19 protein-coding genes and 1 tRNA gene are annotated in these 17,407 nt (G+C 75.7%); 11 read left to right on the top strand and 9 right to left on the bottom strand.

Going from position 1 to position 17,407, the window contains the following annotated elements:
• Window positions 1–64: 64 nt before the first annotated feature.
• The 5 genes from rplA to ACI769_RS17925 all read right to left on the bottom strand — a co-directional run bounded on the left by rplA (window position 65) and on the right by ACI769_RS17925 (window position 2,861).
• A complete protein-coding gene (gene rplA / locus ACI769_RS17945) occupies window positions 65–781 on the bottom strand; it encodes a 50S ribosomal protein L1 (RefSeq protein WP_034653773.1) in 717 nt (238 codons plus the stop codon).
• A 119-nt stretch (window positions 782–900) separates the two neighbouring features.
• Window positions 901–1,332 carry a 50S ribosomal protein L11 gene (rplK, locus tag ACI769_RS17940; RefSeq protein WP_021482529.1) on the bottom strand — a complete coding sequence of 144 codons (432 nt, stop codon included), beginning with the start codon at window positions 1,330–1,332 and terminating at the stop codon, window positions 901–903.
• A gap of 96 nt (window positions 1,333–1,428) precedes the next feature.
• The gene (gene nusG / locus ACI769_RS17935; protein WP_085388402.1) at window positions 1,429–2,286 is read right to left on the bottom strand and encodes a transcription termination/antitermination protein NusG; all 858 of its coding nucleotides are present in this window, start codon (window positions 2,284–2,286) and stop codon (window positions 1,429–1,431) included.
• A 114-nt stretch (window positions 2,287–2,400) separates the two neighbouring features.
• Complete coding sequence (gene secE / locus ACI769_RS17930) at window positions 2,401–2,682, bottom strand: preprotein translocase subunit SecE (protein WP_031316181.1); 282 nt, start codon at window positions 2,680–2,682, stop codon at window positions 2,401–2,403.
• A 106-nt stretch (window positions 2,683–2,788) separates the two neighbouring features.
• A tRNA-Trp gene (locus tag ACI769_RS17925) sits at window positions 2,789–2,861 on the bottom strand.
• A 205-nt stretch (window positions 2,862–3,066) separates the two neighbouring features.
• Between ACI769_RS17925 and ACI769_RS17920 the strand changes: the two genes are divergently transcribed.
• The 5 genes from ACI769_RS17920 (at window position 3,067) to ACI769_RS17900 (ending at window position 8,023) form a co-directional block, all read left to right on the top strand.
• Window positions 3,067–4,077 (top strand): ABC transporter ATP-binding protein, encoded by a 1,011-nt coding sequence (locus tag ACI769_RS17920; protein WP_144722353.1) that lies wholly within the window; start codon window positions 3,067–3,069, stop codon window positions 4,075–4,077.
• Window positions 4,074–4,931 carry an ABC transporter permease gene (locus tag ACI769_RS17915; RefSeq protein ID WP_043656145.1) on the top strand — a complete coding sequence of 286 codons (858 nt, stop codon included), beginning with the start codon at window positions 4,074–4,076 and terminating at the stop codon, window positions 4,929–4,931. Before ACI769_RS17920 ends, ACI769_RS17915 begins: the two co-directional genes overlap by 4 nt.
• Complete coding sequence (locus ACI769_RS17910; protein WP_085388404.1) at window positions 4,918–6,240, top strand: sensor histidine kinase; 1,323 nt, start codon at window positions 4,918–4,920, stop codon at window positions 6,238–6,240. Before ACI769_RS17915 ends, ACI769_RS17910 begins: the two co-directional genes overlap by 14 nt.
• Window positions 6,237–6,902 (top strand): response regulator transcription factor, encoded by a 666-nt coding sequence (locus ACI769_RS17905; protein ID WP_255438041.1) that lies wholly within the window; start codon window positions 6,237–6,239, stop codon window positions 6,900–6,902. Before ACI769_RS17910 ends, ACI769_RS17905 begins: the two co-directional genes overlap by 4 nt.
• 101 nt (window positions 6,903–7,003) lie before the next feature.
• Complete coding sequence (locus ACI769_RS17900) at window positions 7,004–8,023, top strand: adenosine deaminase (protein ID WP_034654722.1); 1,020 nt, start codon at window positions 7,004–7,006, stop codon at window positions 8,021–8,023.
• Window positions 8,024–8,072: 49 nt separating this feature from the next.
• Here the strand turns inward: ACI769_RS17900 and ACI769_RS17895 are convergent, their stop codons facing one another.
• Window positions 8,073–8,843 carry a methyltransferase domain-containing protein gene (locus ACI769_RS17895; RefSeq protein WP_144722352.1) on the bottom strand — a complete coding sequence of 257 codons (771 nt, stop codon included), beginning with the start codon at window positions 8,841–8,843 and terminating at the stop codon, window positions 8,073–8,075.
• A 122-nt stretch (window positions 8,844–8,965) separates the two neighbouring features.
• Here ACI769_RS17895 and ACI769_RS17890 point away from each other — a divergent pair, with 122 nt between their 5' ends.
• Genes ACI769_RS17890 through ACI769_RS17880 form a run of 3 tightly spaced genes read left to right on the top strand, consistent with a single transcriptional unit; the run spans window position 8,966 to window position 11,663 of the window.
• The gene (locus tag ACI769_RS17890; RefSeq protein ID WP_409142049.1) at window positions 8,966–9,319 is read left to right on the top strand and encodes a hypothetical protein; all 354 of its coding nucleotides are present in this window, start codon (window positions 8,966–8,968) and stop codon (window positions 9,317–9,319) included.
• A 41-nt stretch (window positions 9,320–9,360) separates the two neighbouring features.
• Entirely contained in the window at window positions 9,361–10,992 is a 1,632-nt protein-coding gene (locus ACI769_RS17885; RefSeq protein WP_409142048.1) for a sensor histidine kinase, read from the top strand.
• Entirely contained in the window at window positions 10,989–11,663 is a 675-nt protein-coding gene (locus tag ACI769_RS17880; protein WP_034654727.1) for a response regulator transcription factor, read from the top strand. The genes ACI769_RS17885 and ACI769_RS17880 overlap by 4 nt, the downstream gene beginning before the upstream one ends.
• A 72-nt stretch (window positions 11,664–11,735) precedes the next feature.
• Here ACI769_RS17880 and ACI769_RS17875 read toward each other — a convergent pair whose 3' ends face one another.
• Window positions 11,736–12,137, bottom strand: coding sequence for a hypothetical protein (locus ACI769_RS17875; RefSeq protein WP_409142047.1), 402 nt, complete (start codon window positions 12,135–12,137; stop codon window positions 11,736–11,738).
• A gap of 64 nt (window positions 12,138–12,201) precedes the next feature.
• Window positions 12,202–13,530 carry a hypothetical protein gene (locus ACI769_RS17870; protein WP_085388408.1) on the bottom strand — a complete coding sequence of 443 codons (1,329 nt, stop codon included), beginning with the start codon at window positions 13,528–13,530 and terminating at the stop codon, window positions 12,202–12,204.
• Between the two features lie 124 nt (window positions 13,531–13,654).
• Between ACI769_RS17870 and ACI769_RS17865 the strand changes: the two genes are divergently transcribed.
• The 3 genes from ACI769_RS17865 to ACI769_RS17855 all read left to right on the top strand — a co-directional run bounded on the left by ACI769_RS17865 (window position 13,655) and on the right by ACI769_RS17855 (window position 16,159).
• Window positions 13,655–14,623, top strand: coding sequence for a hypothetical protein (locus tag ACI769_RS17865; protein WP_409142046.1), 969 nt, complete (start codon window positions 13,655–13,657; stop codon window positions 14,621–14,623).
• Entirely contained in the window at window positions 14,616–15,011 is a 396-nt protein-coding gene (locus ACI769_RS17860; RefSeq protein ID WP_085388410.1) for a GntR family transcriptional regulator, read from the top strand. Before ACI769_RS17865 ends, ACI769_RS17860 begins: the two co-directional genes overlap by 8 nt.
• Window positions 15,012–15,178: 167 nt before the next feature.
• On the top strand, window positions 15,179–16,159 hold the full coding sequence (locus tag ACI769_RS17855; protein WP_232322612.1) for a L,D-transpeptidase family protein: 981 nt from the start codon (window positions 15,179–15,181) through the stop codon (window positions 16,157–16,159).
• A 19-nt stretch (window positions 16,160–16,178) separates the two neighbouring features.
• Here the strand turns inward: ACI769_RS17855 and ACI769_RS17850 are convergent, their stop codons facing one another.
• Window positions 16,179–17,396: a UDP-N-acetylmuramate dehydrogenase gene (locus ACI769_RS17850; RefSeq protein ID WP_085388843.1), complete on the bottom strand. Its 1,218-nt coding sequence runs from the start codon at window positions 17,394–17,396 to the stop codon at window positions 16,179–16,181.
• Window positions 17,397–17,407: the final 11 nt, after the last annotated feature.

Below are 17,407 nucleotides of genomic sequence, written 5' to 3'. Positions count from 1 at the left end.
CTGGTCGGGTGCCGCGCCGTCGTGCGTGGTGCGGACGGAGGACCGTCCGCGGGGAGGACTGCCGTCAGGCGGCGTCGTCCTCGAGCAGCTTCGTCGTCTTGGACTGGTCCAGCGGGATGCCGGGGCCCATCGTCGTCGTCAGCGTGGCCTTGGTGATGTACCGGCCCTTCGAGGACGACGGCTTGAGACGCAGGACCTCTTCGAGGGCCGCCGCATAGTTCTCCACGAGCGCCTTCTCGTCGAACGAGACCTTGCCGATGATGAAGTGCAGGTTGCCGTGCTTGTCGACACGGAACTCGATCTTGCCGCCCTTGATGTCCGACACGGCCTTCGCCACGTCCATCGTCACGGTGCCGGTCTTCGGGTTCGGCATGAGACCACGGGGGCCCAGCACCTTGCCCAGACGACCGACCTTGCCCATGAGGTCCGGCGTCGCCACGGCGGCGTCGAAGTCGGTGTACCCACCGGCGACCTTCTCGATCAGGTCGTCGCCGCCGACCTCGTCGGCACCGGCCGCACGGGCCTCCTCCGCCTTCGCCGCGTTCGCGAAGACGATGACGCGGGCGGTCTTGCCCGTGCCGTGGGGGAGGTTGACCGTGCCACGGACCATCTGGTCCGCCTTGCGCGGGTCGACACCGAGGCGGAACGCGACCTCGACGGTCGCGTCGTACTTCACGGTCGACGTCTCCTTGGCGAGACGGATCGCCTCGAGCGGCGCGTAGAGACGCTCGCGGTCGATCTTCTCCTCGGCGTTGCGGTACGCCTTGCTGCGCGTTGCCATCTGCTTCTCCTTCTGCAGTCGTGGTCAGCGGGTCCGCGCGGACCCTGCCACCGTCGCCCGCGGGGTGCGGAGCGACGTCGTGCACGAGGCCGGCACACAGGTCCGGCCTCGGTTCTTCGTCAGCCCTCGACGGTGATACCCATCGAGCGGGCCGTGCCGGCGATGATCTTCGACGCGGCGTCGAGGTCGTTCGCGTTGAGGTCCTCGAGCTTGGTCTGGGCGATCTCGCGCACCTGGTCCGCGGTGATCTTCGCGACCTTGGTGGTGTGCGGCGTCGCCGAGCCCTTCTGCACGCCCGCGGCCTTCTTGATGAGCTCCGCCGCCGGCGGGGTCTTCGTCACGAAGGTGAACGAGCGGTCCTCGTAGACCGTGATCTCGACGGGGATGACGTTGCCGCGCTGCGACTCGGTCGCCGCGTTGTAGGCCTTGCAGAACTCCATGATGTTCACACCGTGCTGACCGAGCGCGGGGCCGATCGGCGGCGCGGGCGTCGCCGCACCGGCCTGGATCTGGAGCTTGATGAGGCCGGAGACCTTCTTCTTGGGAGGCATGACTCTTCCCTGGCTTTCTTCTCGTGGGCCGACGCCGTGGGCGATGACCCGGTTGCAGTACTGCGCTCACGCGGGGCGGCTCGGGCCGCCCGCGCGTCAGATCTTGGCGACCTGGTTGAACGACAGCTCGACCGGGGTCTCCCGGCCGAAGATGGAGACGAGGACCTTGAGCTTCTGGTTCTCGACGTTGATCTCGGAGATCGTGGCGGGCAGCGTGTCGAACGGGCCGTCCGTGACGGTGACCGACTCGCCGACCGTGAAGTCGACCTCGACGGGAGCCTTCGCCGCGGCCTGCGCGGGCTTGCCGGCCTCCGGGGCGGGGGTGAGCATCGGCGCGAGCATCGAGAAGACCTCGTCGAGCGTCAGCGGCACCGGCTGGTGGGTGTGCCCGACGAAGCCGGTGACACCGGGCGTGTGGCGCACGGCGCCCCACGACTCGTCGGTGAGGTCCATACGCACGAGGACGTAGCCGGGGATGCGCACGCGTCGGACGATCTTCTTCTGCGCGTTCTTGATCTCGGCCACCTCCTCCATGGGGACCTCGATCTGGAAGATGTAGTCCTCCATGTTCAGGCTCTGGATGCGGTTCTCCAGGTTGGCCTTCACGCGGTTCTCGTAGCCCGCGTAGGAGTGGATGACGTACCAGTCGCCCGGCTGCGAGCGCAGCGTGCGCTTGAACTCTGCGACCGGGTCCTCGATGACGTCGCCGTCCTCGTCGGCCGGGCGGACCTCGTCGGCCTCGTCGTCGTCCGACGGCTCGTCGTCGTCCGACGCGTCGTCGGTCTCGTCAGCGGCGTCGTCCGTCGCGTCGTCGTCGGCCTCGTCAGCGGCGTCGAGGGCCTCGTCGGCTCCGTCGACCGCCGGGACGTCCGTGGTCTCGTCGACGTCGTCCTGGGCACCCTCGGGCTGCGTCGGGTCGACGTTCTCCGTCTGGTCCAGCGACTCCTGGGACACGAACGAACCTGCTTTCTCAACGAACTGCTCGAAGACTTCTTCTGGAAGCGCCGACGGCGCCCCGAGAGGCGCCGGCTGCCGTGCTGACCCGGCCTGGCCGGGGAAGGTCGTGCGCTAGCCGAAGACCCACCGGACGGCCTGGCCGATCCCCAGGTCGAGGACGGTCACGAACGCCATGACCACGACCACGAAGACCAGGACCACCGTCGTGTAGGTGATGAGCTCGGACCGCGTCGGCGTGACGACCTTGCGGAGCTCGGCGACCACCTGGCGCACGAACAGGGCGATGCGCGCGAAGACGTTGGGCTTCTTGTCCGCGGACGGACCGCCCTTCTTCTTCACCTCGTCGGCGCGTGCACCGCCTGCGCCCACGGCCTCTGACGGCGATTCGCTCACTCGATCTTCCCCATCGCTCACGTACGGGACCTGCTCGAACCCTCGGTGCGACCCGGTGCCGGGCCGCGCGCGGATCCCGGGAAGGTCCCGCGAGAGCCACGCCGTGCAGGGTAGACAGGACTCGAACCTGCAACCTGCGGTTTTGGAGACCGCTGCGCTACCAATTGCGCCACTACCCTTCGTGCCGACGGCGCCCCGCGCGGCCCCGCTCCCTGGACGAAAGTCGTCTCACGGGCGCGGACCAGCGTGGCGGGCGTCAACCACCGAGGGATCACTGTACGCGACGCGGCGCCCCTGGTCGAACCACCGTCCACCGATCGGTGGACACGAGGTCCGGACGAACGGGCGTCGCGGGCCGGGGCCCCGCGCCGACACGCTGGTCCCATGACGACGACACCCCTCCCCGCCGGCCCCCGCGGCGCCGGCTCCGGCCCCGGCGCCGGGCAGAGCGGACCGGCCGTGGACGTGCGCGGCCTGCGCAAGCGCTACGGGCCCAAGCAGGCCGTGGACGGCATCGACCTGCGCGTCGAGCGCGGCGAGATCTTCGCGGTCCTCGGCCCCAACGGCGCCGGGAAGACCACCACGGTCGAGATCCTCGAGGGCTTCCGCCGCCGGGACGCGGGCGAGGTCCGCGTGCTCGGCGAGGACCCCCAGACCGCGGGCCGAGCCTGGCGCTCGCGCCTCGGCGTCGTCCTCCAGGACTCGCGCGACCAGGCCGAGCTCACGGTCGCCGAGCTCGTCCGGCACTTCGCGACGTTCTACCCGACGCCGCGGGACCCCGACGAGGTGATCGACGCCGTCGGGCTGCGGGAGAGGGCCCGCACGCGCACGCGCCAGCTCTCCGGCGGGCAGCGCCGACGGCTCGACGTCGCGCTCGGGATCGTCGGCCGGCCGGAGCTGCTGTTCCTCGACGAACCTACGACGGGGTTCGACCCTCAGGCCCGCCGCGCGTTCTGGGCGCTCGTCCGGTCGCTGCGCGAGGACGGCACGACGATCCTGCTCACCACGCACTACCTCGACGAGGCGGCCTACCTGGCCGACCGCGCGGCCGTCGTGCGGTCGGGGCAGGTCGTCGCGCTCGACGCGCCCGACCGCCTCGGGGGCGCGGAGGCGCGCCGTCCCGTCGTGCGGTGGCTCGACGGCGGCACCCGGCGCTCCGAGCGCACGGACTCCCCCACCGCGGTCGTCGCGGCGCTCGCCGCGCAGTACCCCGACGGCGAGGTCCCCGGGCTCGAGGTGACGCGCCCGAGCCTCGAGGACGTCTACCTCGAGCTCATCGGCGAGCCGGTCGCGTCGAGCGACCCGGCCCCCGACCCGGACCGGCCCGGCGCACCCGCCGCGGCCCGCACGCCCGACGACGCGACCGTCGTCGTCCCCGAGGAGGCCCGACCGTGACCGTCGCCCCGACCACGCGCGCACCGCGCGCCGCCCTGCCCGGGCCCGCCCGCCTCGGCGTCGAGCGCACGCGCGCCGAGCTGCGCGGGTTCTTCCGCGAGCGCGACGCGGTCGTCTTCATCTTCACGTACCCGCTCATCATGCTCGCGATCTTCGCGACCGTGTTCGACGGGCAGGACCAGGGCGACGCGGGCTACTCCGTGCCCTTCGCGCAGTACTTCCTGCCGGGGATGATCGCGACGGGCGTCATGCTCACGAGCTTCCAGTCGCTCGCGATCTCGATCGCGGTCGAGCGCGACGACGGCGCGCTCAAGCGCCTGCGCGCGACCCCGCTGCCCGCGTCGGCGTACTTCTACGGCAAGGTGGGCCTGGTCCTCGCGACCTCGATCGTGCAGACGGCGCTCCTGCTGCTCCTCGCGGCCGTCGTGTACGACGTCCCGATGCCCTGGGACATGCCCGACGCCGCGACCCGGCTCACGACGTTCGCGTGGGTGTTCGTGCTCGGGTGCGCCGCGGGCGCCGTGTGCGGGGTCGCGTTCTCGTCGCTGCCGCGCTCGGGCCGGTCCGCGACGGCGGTCGTCACGCCCGTCGTGCTCGTGCTGCAGTTCATCTCCGGGGTCTTCTTCGCGTTCTTCGCGCTGCCCGCGTGGATGCAGACCGTCGCCTCGGTGTTCCCGCTCAAGTGGATGGCGCAGGGCATGCGCTCGGTCTTCCTCCCCGAGCAGGCCGCGGCGCTCGAGCCGTCCGGGTCGTGGCAGCACGGCGCGACCGCTGCTGTACTGGTCGCATGGCTGGTCCTGGGGCTCGTGGTGGGCGCGCGGTCGTTCCGGTGGCGGCGCCGTGACGACGGCTGACCCGCCGTCGCCCGCGGGCGGGCTCCCGGCAGCCGGGGACCGGGCCGGGGGCGAGGACGGGGCCGGGGACGGTGCGGCCACGGCCCAGCTCGACGGCACGTGGGCGCGCGACGTGCGCTGGTGGGACGTGGCGTTCTACGTCATCGTCGTGCTCAGCGCGCTCGCGCTGCTCACCGCGGGCGTCGCCGGCACGGCCCTGCTCGTGTCGCTCGCCGCGCTCGGGACGATCCTCCTGGCCTACCTCGCGTGGGGGCGGCGCGCGGCCCGCACGCGCGCCCAGGTGCCGGCGCACCTCTACCTCGTCGTCGCGATCGCCGGGACGCTCGTCGTCGTCGGGCAGGACGCGCTCGGCACGCTGCTGCTGTTCGCCGTCTTCACGCAGATCTGGATGCTCTCGGAGCACCTCTGGGCGCAGGTCGTGCTGTGCGTCGTGCTCGCGGCGGGCACCGCGCTCGCGCTCGCGTTCGACCCGGCGACGGGGCGCGTCGAGCCCGACGAGCTCGCGAGCGCCGCGCCGCAGATGGGCGTCGCGCTCGCGTTCGCGCTGAGCCTCGGGCTGTGGACGGCGCACACGATGCGGCAGTCGGAGCGGCACGCGCGCCTCGTCGACGCGCTGCGCGCGACGCAGGCCGAGCTCGCGCGCTCGCACCACGAGGCGGGCGTGCTCGCGGAGCGCGAGCGGGTCGCCCAGGAGATCCACGACACGCTCGCCCAGGGGTTCACGAGCGTCGTCATGCTGGCGCAGGCCGCGGGCGCCGACCTGGACCGGGGCGCCCCGGACGCGGCGCGCGAGCGCCTCGCGCTCGTCGAGTCGACGGCGCGCGACAACCTCGCCGAGGCCCGCGCGTTGGTCGCGGCCTCCGCGCCGGCCCCGCTGCAGGGCAGCACGCTCGGGGAGGCGCTGCGCCGCCTCGCGACGCGCTTCACCGAGGAGACGGGGACGCGCACGGAGCTCGCGGCCGACGACGTCCCGGGGCTGTCGAGCGCCGAGGAGGTGGTCCTGCTGCGCTCGGCCCAGGAGGCGCTGACGAACGTGCGGCGCCACGCCGGGGCGGGCGCGGTGCGGGTCGTGCTGCGCCGCGACGCGGACGGGACCCTCCTGGAGGTGTGCGACGACGGTCGCGGGCTGCCCGCCGACGCGGCCGAGGGCTACGGTCTGCGAGGCATGCGCGAGCGCGTCGCCGCGGAGGGCGGCAGCCTCGAGGTCGGGCCCGCGCCGGGCGGGGGCACGCGCGTCGCGGTGCGGCTGCCCGCGACGGGCGTGGGCACGGGCCGGACGGCCCCGACGAGGCGAGGAGCGGTGCGGTGACGAGGACGACGGGCCGGGACGGCGCGGTGCGGGTGCTCGTGGTCGACGATCACCCGGTCGTGCGCTCGGGCATCGTGGGGATGCTGGCCGCCGAGCCCGACCTCGCGGTGGTCGGGGAGGCGGGCGACGGCGCGCAGGCGGTGGAGCTCGCGCGCGAGCTGGCGCCCGACGTCGTCCTCATGGACCTGCGGATGCCCGTGCTCGACGGCGTGGGCGCGACCGCGGCGATCCTCGGTGCACCGGGCCGTGGGCGCAGGGCGGCGGGGCCGCGCGTCGTCGTGCTGACGACCTACGAGACCGACGCCGACATCCTGCGGGCCGTCGAGGCGGGCGCCACCGGCTACCTGCTCAAGGACACGCCGCGCGAGGAGCTCGTCGCGGGCGTGCGCGCCGCGGCGCGGGGGCAGACGGTGCTGGCGCCGAGCGTCGCGACGCGGCTCGTGACGTCGGTGCGCGGGACGGAGCGGCTCACGGACCGGGAGGTCGAGGTGCTGCGGCTCGTGGCCCGCGGGCTGTCGAACGCGGCCGTCGGACGCGAGCTGTTCATCGCCGAGGCGACCGTGAAGACGCACCTGCTGCGGGCCTTCGCCAAGCTCGGCGTGGACGACCGCACCGCCGCCGTGACGGTCGCGATGCAGCGCGGGTTCCTCCCCGGGGCGTGACGCGCGCGGGCGCCGTCGGCACCCCGACCTGCGGCGGGACCTGCGCCGCAGTCGTCCCGCGCCCGACGGCGGGCGCCGGGCGCTCGTGACAGACTCCCGCTGTGCGAGACCTGGCGACGCTCCCGAAGGCCCACCTGCACCTGCACTTCACGGGGTCCATGCGGCCCGACACGTTGCGCGACCTCGCCACGCAGTACGGCGTGCGGCTCCCCCACGCGCTCGTCGACGGCGACCCGCTGCGCCTGCCGCCCACCGAGCGCGGCTGGTTCCGGTTCCAGCGCCTGTACGACGCGGCGCGCGCGTGCGTGCGGTCCGAGGCCGACATGCGGCGCATCGTGCTCGAGGCGGCGCAGGACGACGCCGCGGAGGGGTCGGGGCGACTCGAGATCCAGGTGGACCCGACGTCCTACGCGCCGTTCGTCGGGGGCATCACCCCGGCCGTGGAGATCGTGCTCGACGCCGCCCGGTCCGCGAGCGCCGCGACGGGGACGGAGGTCGCGGTGGTCGTCGCGGCGTCGCGCACGCGGCACCCGCTCGACGCGCGGACCCTCGCGCGGCTCGCGGCGCAGTACGCGGGCGAGGGCGCGGGCGAGGTCGTGGGGTTCGGTCTGAGCAACGACGAGCGGCGCGGGGACACGGCCGAGTTCGCGCGCGCGTTCGCGATCGCGCGACGGGCGGGGCTCGCGTCGGTGCCCCACGGCGGCGAGCTCTTGGGCCCCGGCCACGTGCACGAGGTCGTGCGCGAGCTGGTCCCGGACCGCCTGGGCCACGGGGTGCGGTCGGCGGAGGACCGGCGCGTCCTCGACGACGTGGTGGACCGGGGGATCGCGCTCGAGGTGTGCCCGGCGTCGAACGTCTCGCTCGGCGTCTACGAGGAGGCGGGGCAGGTCCCGCTCGGCGCGCTCGTCGACGCGGGCGCGCAGGTCGCGCTCGGCGCGGACGACCCGCTGCTGTTCGGGTCCCGGCTCGTCGGGCAGTACGAGACGGCGCGGCGCGAGCACGGGTTCTCCGACGCGGAGCTCGCCGACCTCGCGCGGTCGTCGATCCGAGCGAGCCGGGCGTCGTCGGGCACCAAGCGACGGCTGCTCGCGGGCGTGGACGACTGGCTCGCGGCGGGCTGACGCCCGCGTGCGCGCGGGCCGCCGGAGATCGGCGGACCGCCGCGTGGGGTCACGCGCGCGTCGCGACGACGAAGACGCGACGGAACGGCAGGAGCGTGCCTGCGCCGCGCTCCGGGTACGCGTCCCGCAGCGCGGCGGCGTACTGCACGACGAACGCGTCGCGCAGGTCGTCGGGGAGGGCCTGGAGCACCGGACGGGCGCCCGTCGCGGAGACCCAGCGCAGCACGGGGTCCGGGCCGTGGAGCACGTGGAGGTACGTCGTCTCCCAGGCGTCGACGGCCCAGCCGAGCGTGGTCAGCGCGTCCAGGTAGACCTCGGGGTCGTGCGCCGCGGGGCGCTCGACGCCCGCGGCGTGCGTCGCGTACGGGGGTCGGGCGGCGAGCTCGCGCAGGAGCCGGTGGCTCGGCGCGTCGTGGTTGCCGGGGACGGAGAACGCGAGCGCGCCGTCCGGGGCGACGTGGTCGGCGAGCCGGGGAAGCAGGTCGAGGTGGCCGGGCACCCACTGGAGCGTCGCGTTGCTCACGACGACGTCGGCGGGCGCGGGCGGCGCCCACGAGCGCACGTCCGCGAGCTCGTACCGCACCCAGGCGGCGGACGCGTCGCGCCGGGCGGTGGCCACCATGGCCGGCGACGCGTCGATCCCGGTGATCGCGGCGTCGGGCCAGCGTGCGTGCAGGAGCGGGGTCAGGTGGCCGGGGCCGGACCCGAGGTCGACGACCGTGCGCGCGTCGACGGGGACGCGTGCCACGAGGTCGGCCATCGGGCGCGTGCGCTCGTCGGCGTGGCGGAGGTAGAGGGCAGGGTCCCAGTCGCGTGGCATGACGGCTCCGTCCGGTCGCAGTATCTAGACGTCAATAATCTTGACATCAAGATACACACGTCCTCCCGGCTCGTCGCGCGGACTCTCATGTGCGTCTCATCCGGCTCTCCGATACTGGGTCCATGACTCGCCGGACCGTCGCGTGGCTCGTGGGGGCGCTCGTGCTCGTCCTCGCCGGCGCCGCCGCGGCGGGCGCGCTCGCCGCGCGGCCGCAGGACCGCGCCGTCGGCGTGGCCGTCGTCGTGACGCCCGCTCCCCCGGCCGCGACCCCGACGACCCCGGCCCCCACGCCCAGCCCGACCGACGACGACGGCGACGGTGACGGTGACGGTGACGACCCGGACGACGACCGCGTCACGCCCGCCCCGCCGTCGAGCGACGACGACCGGGACGACGACTCGGGTGACGACCCCGACGACGACGCGACCGACGACCAGGACGACGACCGCGACGGCCCCGACCGGGGCGACGGGTGAGGCGCCGGGCGCGCGGCGCGGGACTCACGGTCCGCACCCGGATGCTCGCGGCGTTCCTCGGCCTGTCCGCCCTCGCGCTCCTCCTCGCGGGCGGCGCGGCGTGGTTCCTGCAGCGCGGACAGCTCGACGCACGCATCGACGAGAGCCTCGTGCGGAGCGCGAACGAGCTGCGGCGGATCGCGGGCTCCGGCGTGAACCCCGTGACGGGCGAGCCGTTCCGGTCCGCCGAGGACGTCGTCGTCGCGTCGATCCAGCTCACCGTGCCCGCCCAGAACGAGGGCGTGCTCGGGCTGCGCGAGGGTCGCACGCCGCTCGTGTCGCAGCAGGACGTGCGCCTGCGCCTCGAGGCGGACGCCGAGCTCGTCACCGCGCTGTCGCCGCTCGTGGCGGGCGACCACGTGGTGCTGCGCTCGGTCGGGACGGCGACCGCGGACTACCGCGCGCTCGTCGCACCCGTGCGCGCGACCGGGGCGGACGGCGCCGGGCCGCCCGCGGCGCTCGTCCTCGCCTACGACCGCTCGGCGGAGCACGCCGAGTTCGCCCAGGTCTTCCGCACGTACGCCGTCGTCGCGCTCGGCGCGCTCGTGCTCATCGGCGTCGTCGGCTGGGTCGTGGCCGGCCGGCTCCTGCTCCCGATCCGCACGCTCTCGCGCACCGCGCAGCGCATCGGCGAGACCGACCTCTCCGCACGGATCCCGGTCACCGGCAACGACGACCTCTCCGACCTGTCCCGCACCGTGAACGGCATGCTCGACCGGCTCGAGGGCGCGTTCGACTCGCAGCGCCGGCTCATCGACGACGTCGGGCACGAGCTGCGCACGCCCCTCACCGTGGTGCGGGGTCACCTCGAGCTCATGGACCCGCACGACGCGACCGACGCGACCGAGACGCGCGACCTCGCGCTCGACGAGCTCGACCGCATGAACCGCCTCGTGGACGACCTCGTGACGCTCGCGACCGCCGGGCGCCCGGACTTCGTGCGCCCCCTCGACACGGACCTCGGACGGCTGCTCGACGACGTCCACGACAAGGTCCGCACGCTCGGCGACCGGCGGTGGCTCGTCGACGCGCGCGCGGACGTCGCGGTGCGGGCCGACGCGCAGCGCCTCACGCAGGCGCTCCTCCAGCTCGCGGCCAACGCGGTGAAGTTCTCGGCGCCCGGGTCGGCCGTCGCGCTCGGCTCGGCCGTGTCCGACGACGGCGCGCGCGTGCGCGTCTGGGTCCGCGACGAAGGCGTCGGGATCGCCCCCGAGCAGCAGGAACGGATCTTCGAGCGGTTCGCGCAGGCCACCACGCCCGGCGCGGCGCACCCCGAGGGCGCCGGGCTGGGGCTCGCGATCGTCGCCGCGATCGCCGACGGCCACGGCGGCCGCGTCCACGTCGCCTCGACGCCCGGCGTCGGGTCGACGTTCACGCTCGACCTGCCGCTCGTGCCGGTCCCCGGGCAGGCCGCCGGGCCGGCCGGCGACGCCGCGGCCCCGTACGGGGCCACCGCGCCGACCGCACCCACGGCGCCGTCCGCCGCGACCCCCGAGCTGCCGCCGGACACGCCGGACGCGCGGCCGAACGACCCCGGGTCGGGCTCCGAGACCCGCACCCGGACCGGCACCGACAACGGCACCCAGAGCAGCACCGAGAACGACACCGACCCCGACGGAAGGACCACCCGGTGAGCCAGATCCTCGTCGCCGAGGACGAGACCCGCATCGCGTCGTTCGTGGCCAAGGGGCTGCGCGCCGCGGGCTACGCGAGCACCACGGTCGCGACGGGCCGCGAGGCGTTCGACCTCGCGAGCAGCGGCGACTTCGCGCTCCTCGTGCTCGACCTCGGCCTGCCGGACCAGGACGGCTTCACCGTGCTGCGCCGGCTGCGGGAGACCGGGAACGCGATCCCCGTCATCATCCTCACGGCGCGCACGTCCGTCACGGACACCGTCGCCGGGCTCGAGGGCGGCGCCGACGACTACATGGCCAAGCCGTTCCGCTTCGAGGAGCTCCTCGCGCGCATCCGGCTCCGACTGCGCAGCGAGCCCGCGGGCGAGGTCACGGTGCTCACGCACGGCGCGCTGAGCCTGGACCTGCGCACGCGGCGGGCCCGGACGTCGGACCGCGAGGTCGACCTCTCCGCGCGCGAGTTCGCGCTCGCCGAGGCGTTCCTGCGCAACCCCGGGCAGGTCCTCAGCCGCGAGCAGCTCCTGTCGCGCGTGTGGGGGTACGACTTCGACCCCGGCTCCAACGTCGTCGACGTGTACGTGCGGTACCTGCGCAACAAGCTCGGCGCGGAGCACTTCGTCACCGTGCGCGGGATGGGCTACCGCCTCGCGGACGCGCCACGGCGCTCCTGAACCGACGACGACGCCCGCCCCGGAGGCCGGGGCGGGCGTCGTGCGGGCGCGGGCGGCGAGGCCCGGGCCCGGTCAGGTCGCGGACTGCGGCGACGGCGGGGTCACCGGGCTGGCCGGCGTGCTCGCCGTCTGCGCGGTGCCCGCGGTGTCGGCCGTCGGGGCGGTGCTCGCGGTGTTCGCCGTCTGGCTCGTCACGGCGGAGGCCGCCGTCGTGGGCGACGCGGACGTGTTCGCGGAGCCCGCGGTGACCGTCGTGATCGACGTCCCGTTCTGGACGTCCGTCGGGCTCGGGGTGGCCGACGCGGTCGCCCCGGCCGTCGCGGCCGTCGCGGCGTCGGACGTCGTCACCTCGACCGACGGGGAGACGACCGCCTCGTCGGGGGCGTCGAGCGCGCCCTGGGCGGCGGCCATCGTGGCCCCGAGACCGACCGCGCCGAGCGCCCCGGTGACGATCCATGCGCTGCGTGCCTTCATGGTGCTTCTCCTTCGTCCGATGGTGCGCACGACCCCTCGGCCGTGCAGGTCTCGAGCCTCCCGCTCACGCGTGAGAGGCCGAGGAGGTCGTCATGAGAGTGCTCTCAGGAACCGGCAGCAGCCCGTCGGCGACCGCGAGCCAGGCCTCCGCGAGCTCGCGCGAGCCCGCGCCCGGCACGAGGGACAGCACGACGCCCGCGGCCCGGGCGCGCAGGCCCGCCGGGTCGACGGCGGTCCCGAACACCGCGAGGCACCGCTCGACGAGCCCGCCCACGCCCCCGTACACGGTCGGCGCGAGCGCGGGCAGGACGGCGAGGTGCCCGACCAGGCACGCGAGGTCGTCCACGCGGTGGCCCGGCCCGAGCGTGTCCACGTCGAGCAGCGCGGCCACGCGCGGCCGGGCCGTCGCCCCCGGGACGTCGACGGCGTCCGCGCCCGCGGCGAGCAGGACGTTCGCCTCGTAGAAGTCGCCGTGCGTCGCGACGACGGGGCCCGGGTCGCGCGTCGCGACCGCGTCCCCGACCGCGCGCGCCACGCGCCGCACCCGCCCGGCGTCGAGCCCGTGGACCGCGAGCGCCGACGTCGCGTAGTGCTCCACGCGCTCCGCCCACGCGGGTCGACGGCGCAGCGTCGTCGCGCGCTCCGGCAGCGCGTCGAGCGCACGGAGCAGCTCGCGCGGGTCGATCGCGTCGGGCTGCGCGGCCGGCCCCGACGCCGCGAGGTGCTGCGCGAGCGACGGGCCGCGCGCCTCCTCGAGGACCACGAGGCCGTCGTCGTCCCGGGCGAGGCACCGCGGGGCGCGCACGGCCCCGTCCTGGAGGAGGTCGTGGCGGCGCGCGAGCGCGCGCGCCCGGCCGGGCCGGACGACCTTGACGTAGAGCGTGCGGGAGGGCGTCCGGACGCGGAGCACCGCGCGCCGCAGCGGCCGGTAGGCGACCATCGCCACGGACTCGACGGACTCGCCCGGGGCGAGCACGCCCGCGTCGTCCAGGCGGCGCGTGAGCCCGGGTGCGTCGCACGCCGCGGCGAGCGCTGGCAGCGCCGGGTCGGCCGGGTGCCGCCACACGTGCACGACGCGCGGCCCGTCCTCCAGGCGCGCGACGCCCGGCCCGACGGCGTCGGGCGGCAGGGGCGCCGTCGTGGCGAGCAGGTACGCGGTCGCGTCGACGGTCGCCACCGCCCCGCCGGGCCGCGCCGGGAGCGTGCGGCGCGCGACGACGTCGTACCCGACGGTGACCTCCGCGCCGGGGCGCGCGTGCACCTGGTGCACGCGCCACGTGCCGAGCGCGGCGCCGTCGGCCCCGAGCGCCGCGTCGAGGAGGCCGCCCGCGTCGGGACCGGTGAGCAGGTCGAGCCAGGCGCGCTGGTCGGGGACGGCGGGGGCGATCGTCATGCGCCCAGGGCACCGTGCGCGCGTGGAACGGGGGTGAGAGCGCGATGAGAGTCCTCTCATCGAGTCTGCACCAGGCCGCCCGGCCACCCTTGACCCGCGGGCGGGTCCGTGGGAATGTATCGATGTGTTGATACAAAGTGTCTCCGAGGAGCCGGACGGGGTCGATCTGTTCTTCCCCGCCGCGTACGACCTGCTGTGGAGCGTCGTCGCCCTCGCCGCGCTCGCGGGCGTCGGCGCCCTCGTCGTGCTCGCCGTGCGCGCGCTGACGCGCGAGCCGGCACCCGCCCTGCACGGGCTCGCGGACGGCGACCCGGTGCGGCGCGCCGCCCGACGGCACGCGACGACCGTCAGCGTCGCCGCGGCGACCGCCGCCGCGCTCGTGGGCGCCGTCCTCGTGCAGGCCGTGGCGACCGCCGTCGGCGGCCTCGCGGAGGGCGTGCTCGTGGGGCTCTCCCCCGCGCTCGTCGGCCTGGCGTTCCTCGGGGCGCACGCCGTCGGCGAGCGCACCTGGCCGCGCCAGCGCACGGCGGTCCGGGCGGCCACGCTGCGCCCGCGCACGGTGTCCGACGTCGCGCCGCGCGGCCTGCGCCGCCTCACCTGGGCCCTCGGTGCCCTCGTGCTCGTGCTCACCGTCGTCGGCGGCCTCACCGCCGGGGCGGACGGGCGGTCCGTGACGCGCGTGCTGGGCGACGTCACGTCCACAGCCGGCCCCTACCCCGGGTGGTTCTACGGCGCGTGGCTCGCCGCCGGCGGGGTGCTGCTCGTGGCCGGCGCGGAGGGCGTGCTCCGGCTGGTCGCGCGCCGCCCCGCCGTCCCGCGCGTCGAGCCCGGGTGGGACCTCGCGCTGCGCCGCGCGTCCGCGCACCGCGTCCTGCGCGGCACCCAGCTCGCGCTCGGGCTCACCGCGGCCGGCACGCTCGCCTACGGTGCGAACGCCGCCGCCCGGGCGGGCTACCCCGGGGCGGTCGTGCTCGTGGTCGTCGCCGTCGTGATCGCCCTCGTGGCGGTCGCCGTCGGCGTGCGTCCCGCGCCCGACCCCGACGCGGAGGTCGCCGCCCCGGCGTCCGCGGGGCACGGGCGTCGCGATGGGTGAGCTGCGCGTCGAGATCGACCTGCGCACCGGCCTCGCCCCGTACGAGCAGATCCGGAGCCAGGTCGTCGCGCACGTCGCGGCCGGGCGGCTGCGCGTCGGGGACCGCCTCCCCACGATCCGCGCGCTCGCGACGGACCTCGGTCTCGCCCCCGGGACGGTGGCCCGCGCCTACCGGGAGCTCGAGGCGGCCGGGGTCGTCACGACGCGTCGCCGGGCCGGGACCGTCGTGGCCGACGGCGTCTCCCCCACGGACGTCGCCGCGCGCCACGCCGCGCACGAGCTCGTGCGCACCGGCCGCGAGGCCGGGCTGTCGGACGACGCGATCGTCGACGTCCTGCGCGGCGCGCTGCTCGACGCGCACCGCCCGGACCGGGGCGCGCCGCACTGACCACCGGCACCGACCGGCACGGACCACCGGCACGGACCACCGGCACAGACCGTGCGTCACGACCGGGTCACGATCCGCCGAGAACCGGCGCCGTCGTCCGACCGGGCGCGGCGGACGGCGCATGATGGACCATCGCGGCGACGCCGCGGCAGACGAAGGGGGACCAGGTGGAGCAGGGAACCGTCCGCTCGACCGTGACCGCACCCGCGCCCGGCGCGCGACCGACGGCGGCACCGCGCCGCCACGGGCCCGTCCGGCGGGCGGTCGCGCGCGCCGTCGTGCCTGCGCTCGCCGCCGCGCTGGCTCTCGCGGGCTGCCAGGCGGGCCTGCCGGACATGGAGCCCGGGCGGACGCCGTCGGCCTCCGAGAGCCCGGCCTCGCCGGAGCCGACGAGCCCGAGCCCGTCCGCGCCCACCACGGCCCCGGAGCCCACCCCCACCGAGACGCCCGAGCCCGAGCCGACGCCCACCGAGACGCCTGAGCCCAGCACGCCGCCGCCCGCCGCCGAGCCCACGCCGGAGCCGACGCCCGAGGCCCCGCCCGAGCCGGTCGAGCTCGCGCGCGGGGCGACCGGCGAGCGGGTGGTCGCCCTCCAGCAGCGCCTCGCCGACCTCGGCTACTTCATCGGCGCGCCCGACGGCGACTTCGGCGGCGGCACCCAGCAGGCCGTGTGGGCCCTGCAGAAGGCGGCGGGCCTCTCGCGCGACGGCGTCGTCGGGCCGGCGACCCAGGCCGCGCTCGACGAGGGTGTCACGCCGCAGCCGCGCAGCGGGTCGGGCAAGGTCGTCGAGATCGACCTCGACCGTCAGCTCCTGCTCGCCGTCGAGGACGGTCGCGTCGTCACGGTGGTCAACGCGTCGTCCGGGAACGGCGAGTCGTACGAGGCGAAGGGGCGCACCTACCGCGCGAGCACGCCGCGCGGCACGTTCCAGGTGGGCCGGCAGGTCGACGGGAACCACTCGTCCAGCCTCGAGCTCGGCGACATGTGGCGCCCCAAGTTCTTCACCGGAGGGATCGCGGTGCACGGCTCGGGGTCGATCCCGCCGTGGCCCGCGTCGCACGGGTGCGTCCGCGTCGCGAACTCGGCGATGAACTGGCTCTGGGACACCTGGCGCGCCGACCCCGGCACCACGGTCCTCGTCTACTGAGCCCCGCGCGTCGGGCGCGTCAGAGCGCGACGCCGACGAGCACCGGCTCCGGCACGAGCTCGACGCCGAACGCCTCGACGACGCCGTCGCGCACCGCGCGCGCGAGCTCGACGACGTCCTCCGCGCTCGCCCCGCCGCGGTTCGTCAGCGCGAGCGTGTGCTTCGTCGACAGCCGCGCGAGGCTCGACGGGCCCTGCACGCCGAACCCCTTGGTGAAGCCCGCGTGCTCGATGAGCCACGCGGCCGACGTCTTCACGAGCGTCGGGTCGATCTCGCCGAGGCTCGGGCCGGTCGTCCGGGTCGGCGTCGCCGTGCGGACCGGGTACCGCGGGGCCTCGGCCGGGAGCAGGTCCGCCTGCTCGGCCGGGACGACGGGGTTCGTGAAGAACGACCCGGCGCTCCAACGGTCGTGGTCGGGCCCCGCCGCGGGGTCGACGTCGGGGCCGACGCCGTCGAGCAGCATGCCCTTGCGCGCGCGCAGAGCGAGCACCGCGGCGCGCACGTCCGCGCTCGGCGCGCGGTCCCCGACCTGGACGCCGAGCGTGCGTGCCAGCTCGGGGTACGCGACCGGCGCCGACAACGACCCGAGCCGCGCCTGGAAGCCCACGTCGAGCACGACGTAGCGGGGCGACGGGTACCAGGGGCCGTCGTCGTCGGACCCGGCGCCGGCGTCCACGTGCATGCTGCGCTTGAGCAGCGACGTCCGGTAGCCGAACGCGAGCTCGCCCAGGGCGAGCGTGCGCACCCGCGAGCGCGCGCGGTCCCAGACCCGCACGGTCGAGACCACGCCCGCGACGTCCTGCCCGTACGCGCCGATGTTCTGGACCGGCGCCGCGCCCACGGTGCCCGGGATGCCCGACAGCGCCTCGACCCCGACCCACTCCTCCGCGACCGCGCGCGCCACGAGCTCGTCCCAGTCCTGGCCCGCCGGGGCGTGGAAGCTCGCGCCCCCGCACGAGTCTTCCGCGTCGACGGTGATCCCGCGCCGCAGGTCGCGCACGACGACGCCGCCGAAACCCTCGTCGCCCACGAGCAGGTTCGAGCCTCCCCCGATCACGAGGAGCGGCTCCCCCGCCTCGTCGGCGGCCCGGACGATCTCCAGCAGCTCCGCCTCGCTGTGCGCCTCGACGTACCGGTCCGCCGGCCCGCCCACGCGCAGCGTCGTCAGCTCGGCGAGCGACGGCGTCCCGACGGCCTCGGGACGCAGCCCCGGGGCGGTCCCGACGATCTCGGGCAGGTCACGGTCCA

It is taken from the genome of Cellulosimicrobium sp. RS, from assembly GCF_046159675.1.
In the GTDB taxonomy this organism is placed as follows: Bacteria; Actinomycetota; Actinomycetes; order Actinomycetales; family Cellulomonadaceae; genus Cellulosimicrobium; species Cellulosimicrobium funkei.
This window is presented reverse-complemented; position numbering and strand designations above follow the sequence as displayed.

Bases quoted from the DNA above. Each gene is read 5' to 3' on its own strand.
- rplK (WP_021482529.1), bottom strand. From the start codon at position 1,332: ATGCCTCCCAAGAAGAAGGTCTCCGGCCTCATCAAGCTCCAGATCCAG.
- ACI769_RS17895 (WP_144722352.1), bottom strand. From the start codon at position 8,843: ATGCCACGCGACTGGGACCCTGCCCTCTACCTCCGCCACGCCGACGAG.
- ACI769_RS17890 (WP_409142049.1), top strand. From the start codon at position 8,966: ATGACTCGCCGGACCGTCGCGTGGCTCGTGGGGGCGCTCGTGCTCGTC.
- ACI769_RS17875 (WP_409142047.1), bottom strand. From the start codon at position 12,137: ATGAAGGCACGCAGCGCATGGATCGTCACCGGGGCGCTCGGCGCGGTC.
- ACI769_RS17860 (WP_085388410.1), top strand. From the start codon at position 14,616: ATGGGTGAGCTGCGCGTCGAGATCGACCTGCGCACCGGCCTCGCCCCG.
- ACI769_RS17920 (WP_144722353.1), top strand. From the start codon at position 3,067: ATGACGACGACACCCCTCCCCGCCGGCCCCCGCGGCGCCGGCTCCGGC.
- ACI769_RS17870 (WP_085388408.1), bottom strand. From the start codon at position 13,530: ATGACGATCGCCCCCGCCGTCCCCGACCAGCGCGCCTGGCTCGACCTG.
- rplA (WP_034653773.1), bottom strand. From the start codon at position 781: ATGGCAACGCGCAGCAAGGCGTACCGCAACGCCGAGGAGAAGATCGAC.
- ACI769_RS17885 (WP_409142048.1), top strand. From the start codon at position 9,361: ATGCTCGCGGCGTTCCTCGGCCTGTCCGCCCTCGCGCTCCTCCTCGCG.